General features: G+C 58.4%; 18 protein-coding genes and 1 other RNA gene. 3 read left to right on the forward strand and 16 right to left on the reverse strand.

Annotated features, from left to right (window positions below):
• Window positions 1-291 precede the first annotated feature (291 nt).
• The 11 genes from ABRP66_RS05410 to ftsE form a co-directional block, all read right to left on the reverse strand.
• Window positions 292-1047, reverse strand: coding sequence for an iron ABC transporter ATP-binding protein (locus ABRP66_RS05410; protein WP_349838427.1), 756 nt, complete (start codon window positions 1045-1047; stop codon window positions 292-294).
• Window positions 1044-2021 carry an iron chelate uptake ABC transporter family permease subunit gene (locus ABRP66_RS05415; RefSeq protein ID WP_284770097.1) on the reverse strand — a complete coding sequence of 326 codons (978 nt, stop codon included), beginning with the start codon at window positions 2019-2021 and terminating at the stop codon, window positions 1044-1046. Before ABRP66_RS05415 ends, ABRP66_RS05410 begins: the two co-directional genes overlap by 4 nt.
• Before the next feature lies 1 nt (window position 2022).
• Entirely contained in the window at window positions 2023-2988 is a 966-nt protein-coding gene (locus ABRP66_RS05420) for an ABC transporter permease (protein WP_284769980.1), read from the reverse strand.
• Window positions 2989-3056: 68 nt separating this feature from the next.
• Window positions 3057-4049 (reverse strand): siderophore ABC transporter substrate-binding protein, encoded by a 993-nt coding sequence (locus ABRP66_RS05425; protein ID WP_410758117.1) that lies wholly within the window; start codon window positions 4047-4049, stop codon window positions 3057-3059.
• A gap of 85 nt (window positions 4050-4134) precedes the next feature.
• On the reverse strand, window positions 4135-4902 hold the full coding sequence (locus ABRP66_RS05430) for an amidohydrolase family protein (protein ID WP_284785002.1): 768 nt from the start codon (window positions 4900-4902) through the stop codon (window positions 4135-4137).
• Window positions 4903-5297: 395 nt separating this feature from the next.
• A complete protein-coding gene (locus tag ABRP66_RS05435; RefSeq protein WP_023025804.1) occupies window positions 5298-5621 on the reverse strand; it encodes a DUF4288 domain-containing protein in 324 nt (107 codons plus the stop codon).
• 172 nt (window positions 5622-5793) lie between these two features.
• Window positions 5794-6176, reverse strand: a transfer-messenger RNA (tmRNA) gene (gene ssrA, locus ABRP66_RS05440).
• 66 nt (window positions 6177-6242) lie between these two features.
• On the reverse strand, window positions 6243-6608 hold the full coding sequence (locus tag ABRP66_RS05445) for a DUF488 domain-containing protein (RefSeq protein WP_284769982.1): 366 nt from the start codon (window positions 6606-6608) through the stop codon (window positions 6243-6245).
• Window positions 6601-7104, reverse strand: a complete 504-nt coding sequence (smpB, locus tag ABRP66_RS05450) for an SsrA-binding protein SmpB (RefSeq protein WP_023016945.1) — start codon at window positions 7102-7104, stop codon at window positions 6601-6603. Before smpB ends, ABRP66_RS05445 begins: the two co-directional genes overlap by 8 nt.
• Window positions 7105-7148: 44 nt before the next feature.
• Window positions 7149-8051 (reverse strand): permease-like cell division protein FtsX, encoded by a 903-nt coding sequence (gene ftsX, locus ABRP66_RS05455; RefSeq protein WP_284769983.1) that lies wholly within the window; start codon window positions 8049-8051, stop codon window positions 7149-7151.
• Window positions 8048-8746, reverse strand: coding sequence for a cell division ATP-binding protein FtsE (ftsE, locus tag ABRP66_RS05460; protein ID WP_023028469.1), 699 nt, complete (start codon window positions 8744-8746; stop codon window positions 8048-8050). Before ftsE ends, ftsX begins: the two co-directional genes overlap by 4 nt.
• Before the next feature lie 120 nt (window positions 8747-8866).
• On the opposite strand from ftsE, the gene ABRP66_RS05465 reads away from it, so the two are divergent.
• Complete coding sequence (locus ABRP66_RS05465; protein WP_349838428.1) at window positions 8867-10489, forward strand: AbgT family transporter; 1623 nt, start codon at window positions 8867-8869, stop codon at window positions 10487-10489.
• 21 nt (window positions 10490-10510) lie between these two features.
• Here ABRP66_RS05465 and prfB read toward each other — a convergent pair whose 3' ends face one another.
• Window positions 10511-11614 carry a peptide chain release factor 2 gene (gene prfB, locus ABRP66_RS05470; protein WP_284769985.1) on the reverse strand — a complete coding sequence of 368 codons (1104 nt, stop codon included), beginning with the start codon at window positions 11612-11614 and terminating at the stop codon, window positions 10511-10513.
• Between the two features lie 60 nt (window positions 11615-11674).
• Between prfB and ABRP66_RS05475 the strand changes: the two genes are divergently transcribed.
• Window positions 11675-12511, forward strand: a complete 837-nt coding sequence (locus ABRP66_RS05475) for an inositol monophosphatase family protein (protein WP_284783631.1) — start codon at window positions 11675-11677, stop codon at window positions 12509-12511.
• Complete coding sequence (hisN, locus tag ABRP66_RS05480) at window positions 12504-13286, forward strand: histidinol-phosphatase (protein WP_023025791.1); 783 nt, start codon at window positions 12504-12506, stop codon at window positions 13284-13286. The genes ABRP66_RS05475 and hisN overlap by 8 nt, the downstream gene beginning before the upstream one ends.
• On the opposite strand, the gene ABRP66_RS05485 is transcribed toward hisN, so the two are convergent.
• The 4 genes from ABRP66_RS05485 to ABRP66_RS05500 form a co-directional block, all read right to left on the reverse strand.
• Window positions 13283-13543 (reverse strand): hypothetical protein, encoded by a 261-nt coding sequence (locus ABRP66_RS05485; RefSeq protein ID WP_023016941.1) that lies wholly within the window; start codon window positions 13541-13543, stop codon window positions 13283-13285. The genes hisN and ABRP66_RS05485 overlap by 4 nt on opposite strands.
• Window positions 13540-15429 carry a ferrous iron transport protein B gene (gene feoB / locus ABRP66_RS05490; protein ID WP_284849906.1) on the reverse strand — a complete coding sequence of 630 codons (1890 nt, stop codon included), beginning with the start codon at window positions 15427-15429 and terminating at the stop codon, window positions 13540-13542. Before feoB ends, ABRP66_RS05485 begins: the two co-directional genes overlap by 4 nt.
• 51 nt (window positions 15430-15480) lie before the next feature.
• The gene (locus ABRP66_RS05495) at window positions 15481-15765 is read right to left on the reverse strand and encodes a FeoA family protein (RefSeq protein ID WP_284783634.1); all 285 of its coding nucleotides are present in this window, start codon (window positions 15763-15765) and stop codon (window positions 15481-15483) included.
• A 236-nt stretch (window positions 15766-16001) separates the two neighbouring features.
• Window positions 16002-17093, reverse strand: a complete 1092-nt coding sequence (locus tag ABRP66_RS05500; protein ID WP_284783655.1) for a S1 family peptidase — start codon at window positions 17091-17093, stop codon at window positions 16002-16004.
• Window positions 17094-17282: the final 189 nt, after the last annotated feature.

Below are 17282 nucleotides of genomic sequence, written 5' to 3' on the forward strand. Positions count from 1 at the left end.
GGCCAACAGACCAATCAACACACAACCATGCACACAAAAATAAAAAATAAGTACATTGGCACACTATTGAGTTCTCAAACAACATCCACACACCACAAGAAAATTAACCAAACGTTAACCTCTCAGCGGCGGCTCGTACTAACTTACCCAACAACTTGAACCAAGTCAAATCCTTGAGCCAAGTCAGTACAAAAAGTCACTAAAAAGTAACCAACCGGCTACCTCTCGGCGACTCGCTAAAATTTATACCACCCCACAACACAACGCAAACTCGCAGGCCAACGTTGGTTTTTAGTGATAGCACGCGATCTTTCCATCAGGCCCATCGATAACGCGCACCGGAGTATTGAAGATGGCCGTCAAGATATCGTCGCGCATGATGTCCTCGGCCGGGCCGAATTCGACGATCTGCCCGTCCTTGCAAGCACAGATATAGTCCGCGTAGCGGGCGGCAAAGTTGATGTCGTGCAGAACCACGATGACCGTGCGCCCCAACTCCTGGGCGGCCTCGCGCAGGTGACGCATCATGTCCACCGAGTGCGAAATGTCCAGGTTATTCAGCGGCTCATCCAGCAACACGTAATCGGTTTCCTGGCACAGCACCATGGCCACGTACGCGCGCTGGCGCTGGCCACCGGAAAGCTGGTCAAGGTAGCGGTGCTGCAATTCTTCCAAGTGCAGGAAGTGAATGTACTTAGAAATGACCTCTTCATCGTGTTTATTAAGCCGCCCCTTGGTATAGGGAAAGCGGCCAAAGCCCACGAGCTGGCGCACGGTGAGTTTCGTGACGAAGTGGTTTTCCTGCCGCAAGATGGACACGATTTTCGCTAGGTCGGCGGACTTGCTGTATTGGATGTCATAGCCGGCGATTTCGATGCTGCCTTCATCCATGTCGAGCAGGCGCCCGATCATGGTGAGCATTGTGGACTTACCCGCACCATTCGGCCCCACCAGTGCGGTGATGCCTCCCTGCGGAATGGTCAGGTTGAGCGGACCAATAGCGGTCTCGGCGGAATAGGTTTTAGAAACGTTCTTTAATTCGATCACAGTCGGCCCTTTCGCATAATGACAAACAGGAACACGGAGCCACCTACCAGCTCAATGATGATGGACACCACGCCTTGGGCGGAAAATACGTGCTGCATGAGGAAATAGGCCGCAATGAGCACGAGGAATGCTAAGCCCACCGCCATCGGGAAGATGTAGCGGTGATCGTAGGTATCGGCGAATTGATAGGCCAGCGTAGCTACCAAAAAGCCCAGGAAGGTCATGGGACCTACCAGCGCGGTGGTCGTCGCCATCAGCAGCGAGACCAACACCAGCGTGTAAATTGCGTGTGCTTTGTGGTTCACGCCCAGGTTGGTGCTGACATCGGCGCCCAAGGAAATCACGTTGAGCTTGCGCGCATTGAGCACCAAAAGCGTGGTGGCGATGGCCACGATTGGAATGGCGATGGGATAGTACTCGGATTCGGCGTTATTGACGGAACCAAAAAGGCGCGCGGTCAGCACGTCGAACTCGCTAGGGGTAAGCATGCGCTGCATGAAGGTCGATAGCGAGCCTAAGCCACCGCCGATGACCACGCCGACCAGCAGCATCGCATGCATATTCTGCTTCCTATTAGTCAGCAGCCACGAATAGAGCACCAGGGATAGCCCCACCATGACGGCCATTTGCATGAGGAAGGTGGGTACGGTGCGGGCATCGTTAAGCCCACTAGCCCCCAGGAAGAAAATGGTCGCGGTATTGATGGCAACGTACAGCGACTCAAAGCCCATGATGGATGGAGTCAAGATGCGGTTATTCGTCACGGTATGAAAAGACACCGTAGCCATGGCTTGGCACACAGCGACGATCGCCATGGCGATGAGGGCATCGGCGCGGCGCTGGGCGATGAGCCAAAACTTGCGCGTACCAAATTCCATCGGGTTGCCATAGGCCAGGTATGCAAAAGCCAAAGATGCAGCCAGGATCCATACGCAGGCCAGGGTGATCCAGTACTTCTTGGGCGGGGCGGACATCTTAGTTAGCACGGGTCGACCTCACAATCATGATGATGAAGACGATGGCGCCGATGACGCCAAGGATGACCGAAACCGGCATCTCGAATGGGGCGATGATGACGCGCCCCACCAGGTCACACACCGTGACGATGCCGATGCCCAGCAGGCAGACCCAGGGAACGTTGGAACGCAGGTCGTCGCCGCGCATCATGGAGACAATATTGGGCACGATAAGACCCAAGAATGGCAGGGACCCCACAACGACGGTGACCACGCCCGTAGCAATGGCGATAAGACCAGTTCCCAGCAACAACATGCGATTATAGTTCAGCCCGACGTTGGTAGCCACGTCCTCGCCCAAGCCAACGACCGTAAGGCGGTCGGCGAAGATATACACCGCCACCAGCACCAAGAGGACGATCCACAAAACCTCGTATTGGCCCTTGTATACAGCGGTAAATGAGCCCATGAACCAGATTCCCAATTGCTGGAGCATATCGGTCATCAGGGCGAAAAACGTCGAAATTGCAGAAACCACGGCGCCCAACATGATGCCGATGATCGGCACGATGAGCGAAGAGCGCAGGGTCACCCGGCGCAGGAAGAGGAAGAATACCACCGTACCCAGGAAGGAAAAGATCACCGCACCTATCATCTTCACCAGAATCGAGGACGTGGGTGCGACGACCATGACGAAGAGCAGGCCCAGTCCGGCCCACTCCGTGGTGCCGGTGGTAGATGGTTCAACGAAGCGGTTTTGGGTAAGCAGCTGCATGACCAGGCCGCTGACGGCCATGGCCGCGCCGGCAAGCACCAAGGCAATGGTGCGCGGTAAGCGGGTAATGCCGAACATGGCGGCGCCATCATCAGCGCCAAAAACGTCGTACTGCCCGGTCAACAAAGAGGTAACGAGCAACGCGGCGACGATGAGTATGCCAAGGCCCAGCTTCCAATCCCAGACCTTTGTGCGGGTGGTGGTTTCCATAACTATCCTTTACGCACCTGAAAACCGGAGGGCACAAAATCCCTCCGGTTTCCGGTTTTTAGTGGTGGCTAGTTCTTTTCAAACGCGTCTGCCATCGCGTTGAGCGTCTCCGTGAAGGTAATGATGTTTTCATTGGTGTAGGTATCCTGCGGAGCGGAAACGATCTTGCCTTCCTTAACGGCAGTCACGTTCTTGAGTGCCGCGGAATCCTCTACCAGCTTCTTACCTGGGGTGTAGCCTGCTTCATCCTTGGCCACGGCACCATCGCGGTCCATGATGAGGATGTAGTCAGGGTTGGAATCAGCAATTGCCTCGACGGAGATGTCATCGCCCTCGTGGTCATCGCTGGCGTTTTCCACCTCGAGGGAAGGCTTCATGCCCAGCAGGTCAAAGAATGGTCCAAAGAAGCGGCCCTTACCTGGGGCGATGTAGTTGATGTCGCCACCGGAGGTGTTGACGGCCATGACGGTCTTCTCAGAATCGTAGGCGTCCTTAGCGCGGTCCAGGGCCTTCTTGAAGTCATCAACGAGCTTCTTTGCTTCATCTTCGTGGTCGAAGATCTTGCCCAGTGCTTCGGTCTGGCGGATGAGCTCTTCCGCCATGTCCTTATCGTCGCGCGGGGAGAAGTCGAGAACCGGGGTATCTTCCATCAAAGCCTCAATATCGGCCTGGTGCTGGGTGAAGCGCTGACCGTTGATGACGATGTCCGGCTCTGCGGCAACCAGTGCTTCCAGGTCGGGCTCGCGGTGCATACCCAGGTTGGCCTCGATCGTGTCTTCATTGATCTTGTCCGAGAGGGTATCCGGGACGATGCCAAGCGGGGCAGCGACAATATTGACGTCCCAATCCGCTAGGATTTCGAAGGCGCGGTTATCCGTTACCGCGACGCGCTCGAACGGTACGTCCAGCTCGTGGGTGCCGTTATTATCTTCGATCTGCAGTGCGCTTTCCGATGTCCCCTTATTCGAACCCTGGTCCTCTTCTTCCGCAGTGCTACATGCGGTAAGTGCCAAGGAGGCGACAGCCACGACAGACAAAAGAGCGCGATGAATTTTCTTCATTGTGCTTTCCTTATAGACGAGAAACAAATGCCCCATTAACTTATCTTAAGTCACCCTAACCAATCAAGGTTGAGGGTAACCTTTCCTAAAGTACAGCGTCCAGCCCATAGAAACGCGCTGCATTGGCGAAGAAAACGTCATCAGCATGTACCCCCGCCGCCTCCCCGATGAGCCGGAAATCGTCCACCGAAAACACCCGGCTCGTCCGCTGCGAGGGCAAATCGGTACCCGCCATGAGCGCCGTTGGATCAACGTCGACAATGCGGCGCACCACCTCTCCCGGATCGAGGTCTACGCGCCCGAATCCGGTGGCCTTGACCTTTACCCCGGCATCGACAAGTTCTAAGAGGCCGTCTACTCCCTGCGCGCTCAGGCCCAGGTGGTCGATGCTCACGGCCGGCAGCTTCTTGAGCACTGGGGCCATATCGCCCAGCGTAGCCGCGTCGACATAAAGCTCCACGTGCCAACCTGCCAGGTCATAGATCCGCCAGGCGAGCTCCTCCAGGTCCTCCCGTGCTGCGCTGCCACCGCGCCGCAAGTTAAAGCGCACCGCCCGCACGCCCAAGCCATCCAACCGGCGGATTTCGGCATCGGGGACATCGGCAGGCAGCTGTGTCACGCCTACGAAGCTATCCAATTCCCCCAGGGCTTCTGCCAGATACCCCTGGTCAAACCCCTGAAAGGAACCGGAGACGACCGCGCCGGCGGTGATATCAAAACCCTCACCGCGCAGCTTCTCGCGCCATACGTCATAGGCCGGAACCAAAAACTCCGGCGGCGTATAGCCCTGATTTTCCTGAATGGGGTGGGAAAAATCGATGATGTGGAGGTGGGAATCAAATACTCGCTGCATGGCCACTACCCTAGCCGCGCGCGGGGACTCTCATAAGAAAACCCCAGCTAGAACTGAATCCAGCTGGGGCTCTCGGTGGAGTTTCCGGGAACTGAACCCGTCTAAGCCATGGACGTTACTGGCCGAACTGTCACTTACCTGGACACCAGGGCGGCGAGAGTTGAGCCTAGTACTGAAGTGTCCCAGATTTTGTTCCGTGTGGATAGATGGGAGAATCTGGGACATTTCACTAACGTAAAGGACGCTTAGTATCCAATTGGGTACAAGCCGTCGACTATGGCACTAGCCTAAAAGTCAACTATTCCCCCCCTTCCCCGTCCTAGAAGCAATCGCCGAAGCAATGGAGCCAGCACTACTCGCTAAGAAAGCTGCCTAACCTCGACGTTGAGCTTGATTTAATCTTTCAGGGGGTTAGTCCCTCCAAGCTTCATTTCGAACCGCTTATAGTCTTCGAGTGAAGCGAAATGCCGAGAGTACAAGTCAATGTCCTTTTCCACAGTCCCATACAAGGCAGGGGCAATATCTACGATGTGACGAACCTTTACTGAGCCATGTTCGGCGTCTCCTTCGTCTTCTTGTGCATGCGCCAACGCCTGTACACGCTCCGAGGCAGCTTCGTCCGTATCTGCATAGACGATATAAAAATCTTCACGGAAATAGCTCTTTTGCGTCCCGACACGAGACAGCTCGAATACCACTATTCCTACGTAAGGTTCCATGCTTCACCTTCTCTTAGTCGAGGTCGTGCAACCTATCTCTGCTGACACAACGTGGAAGTGTTCACGTTCGTGAGTTTAACAAGTTTTTCATCTGGTACCCCGATCAAGTAGTCACGATGACTGATACGGAATAAAAATAGCCCCTCACCTGCAAATGCAGGTGAGGGGCTCTCGGTGGAGTTGCCGGGACTTGAACCCGGGTCCTTCGTCACCTTGCCAGGGCTTCTCCGTGCGCAGTTCGCACATGATCTCTGCTCGGCCCTCCGGTTCGGGCGAACTCGTACCGGATGATGGGCCCAGTCACCAGTAAGAGTCCCATCTGGCCCTGATGACACAGCCAGACGGCAAGTTCCTTAGTCGATGCCAGGTTCTAGGTCAGGAACGAAACCTAGGCTGACAGACACGCGTCGCTGTAATTAGGCAGCGAGGGCGTAGTCACGCTGAGAGTTCTTCTCTGCGTTTATTTGTTTGCTACGACGCTTAAACGGTGGTCGGTAGCCTTCACCGGCACGCTTCCCCTGGCGCAGTGTACGAAGTCGAAACCAAATCAACCCCATAGCACTGTAGGGACGGGATAGTGCATCATTCCCTACGGTTGTTCCAACACTACCGCAGACGCTTCTATTTCTCCAAGTGCTCTTCCAGCCACTCTTTTAAGACCACCGCGTGGTTAATCTTGCGGTCGGCGGCGCCAAAGAGCAGCGTCAGGTCCCCCTCTTTTGCCAAGGAGAGCAACTGGGTGAGCTCTTCGGATTCGCGATCATCGAGCTCGGCGCGGTAGCGGCGCGAAAACTCCTCGAAGGAATCCGCGTCATGGCTCCACCACTTGCGCAGCTCGGGGCTGGGGGCCACGTCCTTGAACCACTCGTCATAGTCCAGGTCCGCCTTGGCGATGCCCCGCGGCCACAGGCGGTCTACCAAAACGCCCGTCCCGGAAATGGAGTCTTCACCCTTGACAGCATCGTGAACCTTTACCGTTTTAAGCATTAATCCCCTTCACGCGGCGGCCGAGCTCGCGGGTGATTTCGCGGTTCTGGTCGCGCCGCTTGATGTCTTCGCGCTTGTCATAATCCTGCTTACCTTGCGCGAGCGCCAGCGACAACTTCGCGTACCCATTTTTGAGGTACACCTTGAGCGGCACCAGGGTTTTATTGCCATTGCGCACCTGCCCGTAAAGCTTGTCGATCTCCCGGCGGTGCAGCAAGAGCTTGCGGGTGCGCCGCGGGCTGTGGTTGGTCCAGGACCCCATCGAATACTCCGGAATGTGTAAATTCCGCAGGTACACCTCGCCATTATCAATGGTGGCGAAGGCATCATTGAGCGAGATTTTGCCCTCCCGGAGGGATTTGATCTCCGTGCCGAGCAGGACGATGCCACACTCGAATTCTTCGAGGATCTTATAGTCGTGCCGGGCCCGGCGGTTGGTCGCAAGCGTAGCGTCCCCGGAAGCCGCCTTCTTATTCTTCTTGCCCTTTTTAGCCATAATTGCCTCAGTGTACTGCTCGTTTACCACACCCGGCAAACGGCTTAGCGGCGGACATAAGAACGCAGGGTAATCTGCGCGGTGGCAGCGGTAACCGCCAAAGCGAGCAGCCCCACCAGCGGCAGTGCAATCCACAGATCGCTGGACTTCATCGGTGCCAGCAACTGCGATTCATACAGGCCCTGTAGCGCAGGATCGATCACTTGGGATTTCGCCACGAGCAGCCCAGCGCCGCCAAGAACCACACCGATAAGGGAGGCGAGCACGGCTTCTACCACGAATGGCGCCTGCGTCATCCAGCGCGAGGCGCCCACCATGCGCATGATTTCGGTCTCACGGGTGCGGTGGAAGGCGGCGATTTGCACCATATTGGCCACCAAGAAGATAGCTGCAATGGACATCACGATGGCCACGATGAAGGTGGCGGCGCGGATGGAATCGAGGTTGCTTGCCGCTTCACGCACCTCCTCTTGCTGATCCACGACCTCTTCTACCGCCGGGTTATCCCGCACGGCATCGATGGCGGAGGCTTCCTCCGGGTCAACGAGGCGCACGTGCAACGCTGCGGGAAGCGCATCCGGCGAGGTTTGTTCCACCATCACCGGGTCGGTGTCCTGGAATAGCTCGCGGAAGCGCTCGTAGGAGGCCTCCCGGTTGCGAAATTCCACGGACTCTACAGAACTATCGGATTCCAGCTGTTCCTTTAAATCCGCGCAGGCAGGAGTGGTGCAGTTTGGATCCGTGGCGGAAATATCCTCGTTGAGCTGCACCATAACCTCCACTCGGTCCAAGTAGATTTCCTTCGTATCCTTGGTGAGGTTAGTGACCATAATGCCGGCAACCACGGCGCCGACAGAAATGGCCGTGGTAATGATCATCGCGATGGTCATCGTCAGGTTGCGACCCAAGCCCTTGCTGGCCTCGCGGAAGATGAATCCTAGCTTCATGCCTGCTCCTCCTGCGCCGAATAGGCGGCGTTGTGTTCATCGCGAACGAGCGTGCCATCGCGCAATTCCAGCACGCGCCTCTTCGCCTTATCCACGGCGCGGGAATTGTGCGTAGACATCACGACGGTGGTGCCACGTTTGTTGATGCGCAGCAGCAAGTCCATGATCCCGTCGGCGGTGGCGGGATCGAGGTTGCCCGTGGGTTCATCGGCAAGCAGCAGCTTCGGGCGATTAACCAAGGCGCGTGCGATGGCCACGCGCTGCTGCTCACCGCCGGAAAGCTCGTGTGGCATCGCGTGATGACGGTTTTCTAGGCCCACCATCTCCAGTACCTGCGGCACCGCGGTGGAGATGCGGTGCTTGCTCTTGCCGATGACCTCCAGGGCAAACGCCACATTCTGGTACACGTTCAGCTTGGGCAGCAGCCGAAAATCCTGGAATACGTAACCAATGGATTGGCGCAGGGCGTTGATATCCTTGCCGCTTAGCTCGTTGACGTGAAAATCGCCGAAGTAAATATCGCCTGAGGTCACATTGCTATAGCGCACCATGAGCTCTAGAAAGGTGGACTTTCCGGACCCTGAAGGGCCGATGAGGAAGGCAAACTCACCGTCCGCAATCTCAAAAGACACCCCATCGAGCGCGGGGCGGGACTGGGCGGAATACACCTTAGTCACGTTATTGAAAGTAATCACCCCGCCACTGTAGCAACCAAAGTTGACAGCAACCTGTGAACGCTATTTAGTAGTGTAGTCTAGAACACAAAATCTGGTGCGCAATGATGCCCGACCCGATCGACAGAAAGTGCCGATACTATGGCCGAGACTAAAACCAAAGAAAAACCGGAGAAAGCTAGCGGCTTTTTAGGCACCGTAGAAAAGATCGGCAATAAACTCCCCGATCCTTTCTGGCTCTTCGTCATCCTCGCGATAAACGTCGCCATTACCTCTTGGATTGGCCATCTGATTGGCATGAGCGCCGAGGATCCCAAATCCGGCGATACCATCGAGGTTGAATCCCTCCTGACCACCGAAAATATCTCGCGCATGGTCACGGATGCGGTGGAAAATTTCACGAGCTTCCCACCATTGGGCGTCATCCTTGCCGTGATGCTGGGTGTGGCCGTCGCCGAGCAGTCTGGGCTCTTGTCCGCACTCGTGCGCGCCATGGTGACCAAGGTCAGCCCAAAGTTCCTTACCTTCATCGTCGCGCTGGCCGGCGTGACTGGTTCCGTGGCTTCGGATGCCATTTATGTCATCCTCATCCCGCTGGGCGCGATGGCCTTCCACTCGGTGGGCCGCTCCCCCATCGTGGGTGCCATGGTGGCCTTTGCAGCGTCCTCGGCAGGCTTCAACGCCTCGCTGATCCTCAACATCACTGACCTCCTGCTGGCCGGTATTTCCACTCCTGCCGCACAGTTTGTGGATGAGGCTTATGAAGTCAGCCCGCTGGCCAATATCTTCTTTGTCATCCCATCCGCCATCGTGCTGTCCCTTATCATCACCGCCGTTACGGAATGGTTCATGGTGAAAAAGGCCCGCGATCTGGTCAACCACGACAAGATTAATTACGAGGAAGTCTCCTTCTCCCAGGCCGCCGGTGCCGATAACGACGCAGACGAGGACGGCGAGGAAAGCGACGTTGATTTCGAGGAAGAAGAAGAGCTGCGGGTAAAGCCGGAGGAGCAAAAGGGCTTGGCCGCCTCTGGTATCGCGTTACTTATCTTCCTCGCGGGATTCTTCGCCCTGCTCTTCATCCCGGGCTCCCCGCTCGCTAGCCAAGAAGATAGCTTCATGGAATCGCCGCTGATTAGCGCGATTGCGGTTCCCATTGCCCTGGCCTTTTTGGTCTGCGGCACCGTCTACGGCATCTACGCCGGCACGCTAAAGTCCGCCTCGGACGTGCCAGATTTCATGGCTAAAGGCATTAAGACCTTGGTTCCCATGCTGGTGCTCTTTTTCGCCGTCGCCCAGTTCTTGGCGTGGTTCCAGTGGTCCAACCTCGGTGTCTGGACCGCGATTAAGGGCTCTGAGCTGCTGCAGGCTTGGTCGCTGCCGCCCATCTTGATGTTCGCCGCGCTCGTGGCCATGGTGGCAGTTCTCAACCTGTTCATTACCTCAGGTTCCGCGCAGTGGGCACTGATGGCGCCGGTGATCGTCCCGATGATGATGTACGTGGGCATCTCCCCGGAGGTTTCCCAGATGCTCTTCCGTATCGGTGACTCGCCGACAAATATCATCACCCCGATGTCGCCGTACTTCGCCTTGGCACTGACCTTCCTGCAGCGCTACTACAAGCCGGCGGGCGTTGGCACGCTGATGTCACTGGCGCTGCCGTATTCCATCGCCATGATTGTTGGCTGGTTCATCTTCTTTATCGTGTGGTACCTGCTGGGTATCCCGCTCGGGCCGGGCGCCCCGATGCACTACCCGGCTTAAGCCTGCAGAGCGCGGTTGAGTTTAATCCTCGCCGCGCTCTTGTTGTATCCGCCACCGGATGCCGGCTTCCAAGAAACCATCGATGTCCCCATCGAGCACCTTGGAGGGATCGCCCATTTCAAAATTGGTGCGCAGGTCTTTGACCATTTGGTACGGGTGCAAAACATAAGAGCGCATCTGGTTGCCCCAGGAGGCATTGCCGCCGGCGCCGAGCGCATCGAGCTCCGCCCGCTCCTCCTGGCGCTTGCGTTCCAGAAGCTTTGCCTGCAAAACCCGCATGGCAGAAGCCTTGTTTTGGATCTGCGACTTCTCGTTCTGGCAGGTGACCACGATGCCGGTGGGGATATGGGTCAGGCGCACCGCGGAATCGGTGGTATTGACTGACTGTCCACCGGGGCCAGAGGAACGGTACACATCCACGCGCACCTCGTTATCTGGCACGTCGATGTGGTCCGTTTGCTCCACCACGGGAAGGACCTCAACCTCTGCAAAGGAGGTTTGGCGCCGGCCCTGGTTATCAAAGGGCGAAAGGCGCACGAGGCGGTGCGCGCCCTGTTCCACGGAAAGTTGGCCGTACATGTATTCCCCATGCACTACAAAGGTGGCGGATTTAATGCCCGCTTCTTCGGCATAGGAAATATCGTAAATATCCACCTTATGGTCGTGCTTTCCAGCCCAGCGGGTGTACATGCGCATGAGCATCTCCGCCCAATCGGCAGCGTCTACCCCGCCGGCTCCGGAGCGAATATTGATCACGGCCTCGCGCGGGTCATATTCCCCGGAGAGCATGGTGGTTACCTCGAGGGATTCGATGGCGCTTTCCAGCTCAGCGAGGTCTTCATCGGCAACGGAGACGGTGCCTTCTTCCTCCGCGAGCTCGTACATCACCGGCATATCATCTAAGCGCCCGCGCAAAGACTCCAGTTTGCGGACCTTTGCTAGCGCGCTTGATAGCTCAGAGGTGACCTTCTGTGCGTGCTCGGGGTCATCCCACAGCGAGGGATCCCCAGCTTGGGCTTCTAATTCCCGAATGCGCGCAGCCAAGGCTTCCGGATCCATGACCTTTTCAATAGTGGTCAGGGTGGTGTCCAATTGCTTGAGCCGTGTGATTACTTCGGGACGCATAGGGCCCAATCTTACCCACCTACCCCACAGAATTAGCCATTGGTGGGATTTAGGGTGACAATGGTGTGCATGGATCAAAAGCCAAGCTTGCAGGAGATGATCGATGCGGTCATCAAAACGTTTATTGTCGCGCATGCAGACGATGGGGATGCCCATTTGGCGCAGGCGCTTGTGTATAACGCCGGACGCTTGGCTTGGCGCTTGCGCGAGATGGGCGTCTCGGTTGAGCAGAAAACCTCTATTTCTGATGTGGTCACGGATGCTGACCGCGCCGCCGAGCGCTTCGTCGCCGGCGTGCTAGAGGCCGTGCGCCCCGAGGACGGCTTGGTGGGGGAAGAAGGCACCGCCCGCGAGTCCCAGTCCGGGCGCAATTGGGTCATCGATCCGGTCGATGGCACCTATAATTTCACCTCCGGCTCCGATTATTGGTGCTCAGCGCTCGCGCTTACCGATGCCTCCGGGGTCGCCCTCGGCGCCGTCCACCGCCCCGCCATGGGCTATACCTGGTTTGGCGGGCGCGACTACCCCACCTCGCTGGATGGCAAGGACGTCGCCAAGCTGGCAGATAAGCCCGCGGAGGAGATCTCGCTCTCGTCCTACCTGCACCCCACGTCGCTCGCGGATCCAGAAATTCGTGCTGCATGGCAGCGGGTAACCGAAAACTTTGCTACAGTCCGTATGCTTGGTGCCGGTTCGGTGGACTTGGCCTCCGTGGCAGAAGGTACGTGGGGCGCTTGGATGCAGCACTCGATAGCAGATTGGGATTGGTTCCCCGGCAAGGCTCTCATTGAGGCCGCCGGTGGTGCGGCCCGCAAGATAGAAGCCGGTGGCGTCGAGTGGTGCTTGGCCGGAAATAAACAAGTAGTTCAACAAATGGAGGAATGGCTCCGTGGGTAAATTCAAAGAAGACTTAGGTCTCGCGCTCGAGTTAGCCGGTCACGCCGATGTGGTCACGATGCACCGTTTCGAAGCCACCGACCTTTCCGTGAAGGAAAAGCCGGACCTGACCCCGGTGTCGGATGCGGATCTGAACTGCGAGAAGCACATCCGCGATTCGCTGAAGCGCTCCCGCCCGCGCGATGAGGTTTTAGGCGAAGAATTCGGCGGCCAGGCCTGCTACGAAGGCCGCCAGTGGGTCATCGATCCCATCGATGGCACAAAGAACTTCGTGCGCGGCGTGCCGGTATGGGCCACGCTTATTTCCCTGCTCGAGGACGGCGAACCGGTCGTCTCCGTGGTCTCCGCCCCTGCCCTGCGCCGGCGCTGGTATGCGGCTAAGGGCGCCGGTGCCTACCGTGTCTTTGGCGGCGAGCCAAAGCGCCTGCACGTCTCCCAGATCGAAAAACTTGGGGATGCTTCCCTAGCCATGAGCTCGTTGACCGGCTGGTCCGAGCGAGGGTTGCGCGATAAATTCCTCAACCTCACGGATAAGACGTGGCGCCTGCGCGGCTACGGCGATTTCTGGTCCTACTGCCTCGTGGCAGAAGGCGCCGTCGATATCGCCACCGAGCCGGAGGTCTCCCTCTGGGATCTCGCCGCCCCTTCCCTGCTGGTGACCGAGGCAGGCGGCACGTTTACGGATCTTTCCGGCAATCCTGGCCCGCACGGCGGATCAGCCATTGCCTCCAATGGCCGCCTGCACAAGGCCGCTTTGCAGATGCTGCAGGATTAAGGGCGGGCCGAAAGCTTCAATAGGACCGGTTCACGGCGCCCGCCCTCGGCGCCGGAGCAGCCGTCACTGTGCGAGCAGCTTCCGCAACCGCCCGTGGGGCACGAGGACAGCGATTCGCGCACGAGCTGCGCGCTGTGCTCCAAATGTGCGAGGATTACTTCCACCGTCCCCTGCCCTAATCCCGTCGCGCGGGCGATATCCGCGGGGGTGGAGTGACCGCCGCGGATCGCTTCTTTTACCTTGTCTGTAGGGCTCATAGGAATAACCTCAGCACCTGGAAGACGCCGACTGCCAAGACCCAAGCCGTGACGAGCTGCAGTACAAAGCCGATGAGCGTCCACTTCCAGCCGATTTCGCGCCGCTGCGCGGCCACCGTAGCCACGCACGGGGTATAGGCCAAGAGAAAGACCATATACGCCCACACCGCGGCCAGCCCGTGCCCACCGGAGGCGGCATCGAAATCGCTGCGGATGTGATCGGCCAGCGAAGACTCGGCCTGCTCCTCAGGATCAGCATCCGTGACGTCATCGACGGCGTAGGTCTGCGCCCAGGTGGAAATCAGCGTTTCCTTCGCCACGAAGCCGGTAACCAGCGGGCCGGTCAGGGACCATGAATCGAAGCCTGCCGGCGCGAAGGCCGGGGATATCGCCTTTGAAACCGCGCCATACGCCGAGTCCTCCGGCGGGACGGCTTCCTCGTCAAAGGAATGCCCACCGGTAACTGGGATGGACATGAGCAGCCAAATGACCACCACCGTGGCCACGATGATGCCGCCTGCGGTGTGAAGAAATCCCTTCAAGCGCACCCACATAACCGAGACCGATAGTTTGAGCGTGGGCAGCTGATACGAAGGAAGGTCAATTACGAGCGCCTCGGACGGCATGGCGCGCCAGACCGTTTTCCGCAGCGTCAGGCCCACGGCAACCACCAAGGCGATGGATAAGACGTACATGCCAAAGACGGCCGATCCGGCGTGATCGGGGAAGAAGACCTGCGCCAGCATCATAAAGACGATGAGCCGCGCCGAGCACGAAGTAAACGGGATGAGCAGGCAGGTAAGGATGCGGTGGCGGACATCGCCAAGCACGCGCGTGGCCGAAATCGCTGGCACGTTGCAGCCATAGCCCACCACGATGGGGATAAAGGCCTTGCCGGGCAGGCCAATCGAGCGCATCACCCTATCGGTGACCACCGCCGCGCGGGCCATGTAGCCGGAATCCTCCAGCACGGCCAGGCACAGAAACATCAGCGCCAGCAGCGGGGCGAAGGTCAGGACCATGCCGACGCCGCCAATGAGGCCATCGACAAGCAGGCCCGTAATCAGCCAATGGTCGAGGCCAATGGCTTCCAGCCCGGCGCGGGCCGCGTCCGAGACCGGACCGGTAATAAGGTCCTCGAGCCCGTCCTGCATGGGCCCTGCCACCGTGGTGGTGATGAAGAAGACCGCCCACATCACCGCGAGGAAGAGCAGTGGGCCCACCACCGGGTGCAGCACCACGCGGTCGACGCGTTGGGGGAGGGTCTCACCTACCTCTACGCGGTGGACCGCGGCTTTTTCGGCGGCATCGAGATCCGCAAAGCGCTGGTCCAGGCCGGAATCCTGGCGGATGATGGTTGGCTCGGCGCGCATGGCCTGCGCCACGGTGGTTTCCAACCCGTCGAGGTTGCGCCGGCGCCGTCCATTAACGCTGACCACTGGCATGCCGGTAGCGCGGGAGAGCGCATCAGTATCGATGCTAATGCCCTGCTGCTCGGCCATATCTTCCTTGGTCACGCCGAGGATGACGCGGTACGGCTCGGCGGCGATTTGCAGCGCCAGGTTGAGCCCGCGGGCCGGGGCCGTTGCGTCCACGAGGACCACGACGACATCGGGGCGCTCGTCCGCTGGGCAGTCAATGAGCATCTGCTTGGTAAAGGCCTCGTCCGGGCTCATGGGGTCCAGGGAATAGGCGCCGGGCAGGTCGATGATGTCGAAAGCCTCTGGCTGCGCATTCCAGAGCCCGCGGCTGACCTCGACGGAGGTGCCCGGCCAGTTGCCAGTCTGGACCTTCGCGCCGGTCAAGGCGTTAAAGAGGGTGGATTTTCCGGAGTTGGGCGCGCCCACCAGTGCCAGGACTGGCGTGCCTTCCGCCGCTATCCGCATACTAGAGGTACTGTGGCAGCTTGCTGGGGCCGTGGAGTTATGTGCCATGGCTTATGCCTCCAGCGGAATGACTTCGAGTTGGCGCAGCGTGTGCGCATCCACCGCGTAGCGGGCCGTGCCCACGGTGACCACGCGCGCACCGCCGGCGACGGTGCGGCCAATCTGCACGCGGGTGCCTGGGCGAAAGCCCAGCTCGCGCAGCCGTACGGCCAGTGCTGGTTGGGTCTCTATCGCGTTGTGCAGGCAATCAGCGGACAGTTCCACCACGGCATCGGCGGGTGCCTGATCCGCGCGCATGGGACCGGTTTCTGGTGGGGTGGAATGGGTTTGGTGCATGGGGAAACCTCGGTTCAAATTTCGCTGCGGAAGCGTTAGCCACAGCAGATATTGACTATTCCTAAACAGACAATAGGTAAGTCTCACCTCAGTTTATGGCGATTACGCAGGCAAGGCTATCCTGCGCTTCCCCCACTTTGGCGGGACGCATGCGCGTTATATGCCCATAGAAATTGCGCATGAAAAAGCGCCCCGTGCGGCTCTCAAGGCTGAACGGGGCGCTGTCTGCTTCGCGCTTATGCTTCGGGCAGGGTAAACCCTGCGCCAACGCCACCGCGGCGGTTCATATCCGCCAACACGGTGTCCATGTTGGTAGCGGCGGTGGGGTTGTGAACCGCACCTTGCAGCGGGGTGCGACACGGGAAGTTCACCGGCAGGAAGCCGCCGGAGATGGAACCGACGAGGCGGTCACCGGCGAGCAATGGCGCACCGGAATCGCCCATCATGGCACAGACCTGGTTGACATGGATGCTTTGTGCCTGCTGATAGGTCATACCGCAGGTCTTGCCGGTGGCAACCCCCTGCTTGCACACGGTCTCACCCGGGTTTACGGTCCCGCCCAGGGAGTTAACGGTAACCCCGTTGTAGGTGCGGGTGACCTCTGCGTTAGAGCCGAATTCGATAACCGAATAATCTAGCTCGTCGTTCTTGGACACGATGGTGCCCGTCGGGCCAATGTGATCGGAATCGGCCGAAATAATGGCATCGCCCTCATTGCCGCAGTGCCCCGCGGTCAGCCCCACCTTGCGGCCAGCATCGTCATGACCGGCAACGCTCAAGGTGCACATGGTGTCACCATTGATGTAGATGGGAGTTCCAGGGCCATAGAGGGACTTGCCTTGGTTCATGGCAACATCGGATTCCTCAGGAATGCGCGGGGCATCGAACAAGGACCCCGGCACGCGGTGCAGAACAAAATCTGCATCGGGCTTGCCTGCGGCTACCTTGGAAAATCCATCATTTTTCCACTGGTAGTTGGGATTATTACCCAGTGGCTTTTGCTCTACCTGGGTAGCTTGTTCCAGCAGCCCGAAGGGATTCGGGGTCGTGGCCGGCTCCGCATACTGAGCCCCCTGCTGGACCTTATTCGCCACCGTATCGTGCGCGTTCTGCACCGCGGAATCTACGGTATCGGTGACCTGCTTATCCACCTCTGGGGTCTCAATGCCAAAGTCCGCGAGACCTTCGCGCACGTGGTTGATTAACCCTGCCGAGTCAATATCCGGTTGGGGCAATTCTTGGGCGCCTGCTGCCGGGGAGCCCAAGAAAAACGCACCAGCGAAAGCCGAGCCCACCAGGACTTTCTTTAGGTGCGGAATGCGAAGCATCAAAGTACCTTCTTTCAGTTGTCAAGATCGTGCTAGCTAAATCCTGACATGAATCTCGTGTGAAAGCAGCTCAGTCCTGTGACTGTTTCCAAGCCGTTACCGTTCTTTCAGGTTTCGGGGGTGATCACACTATTAATCCGTACCCAAAAACTTTTCGATGCCCTATTCTTCACCCCATGAGGCCCCCAC

This window comes from Corynebacterium sp. KPL2680, from assembly GCF_040225675.1.
Lineage (GTDB): Bacteria > Actinomycetota > Actinomycetes > Mycobacteriales > Mycobacteriaceae > Corynebacterium > Corynebacterium rhinophilum.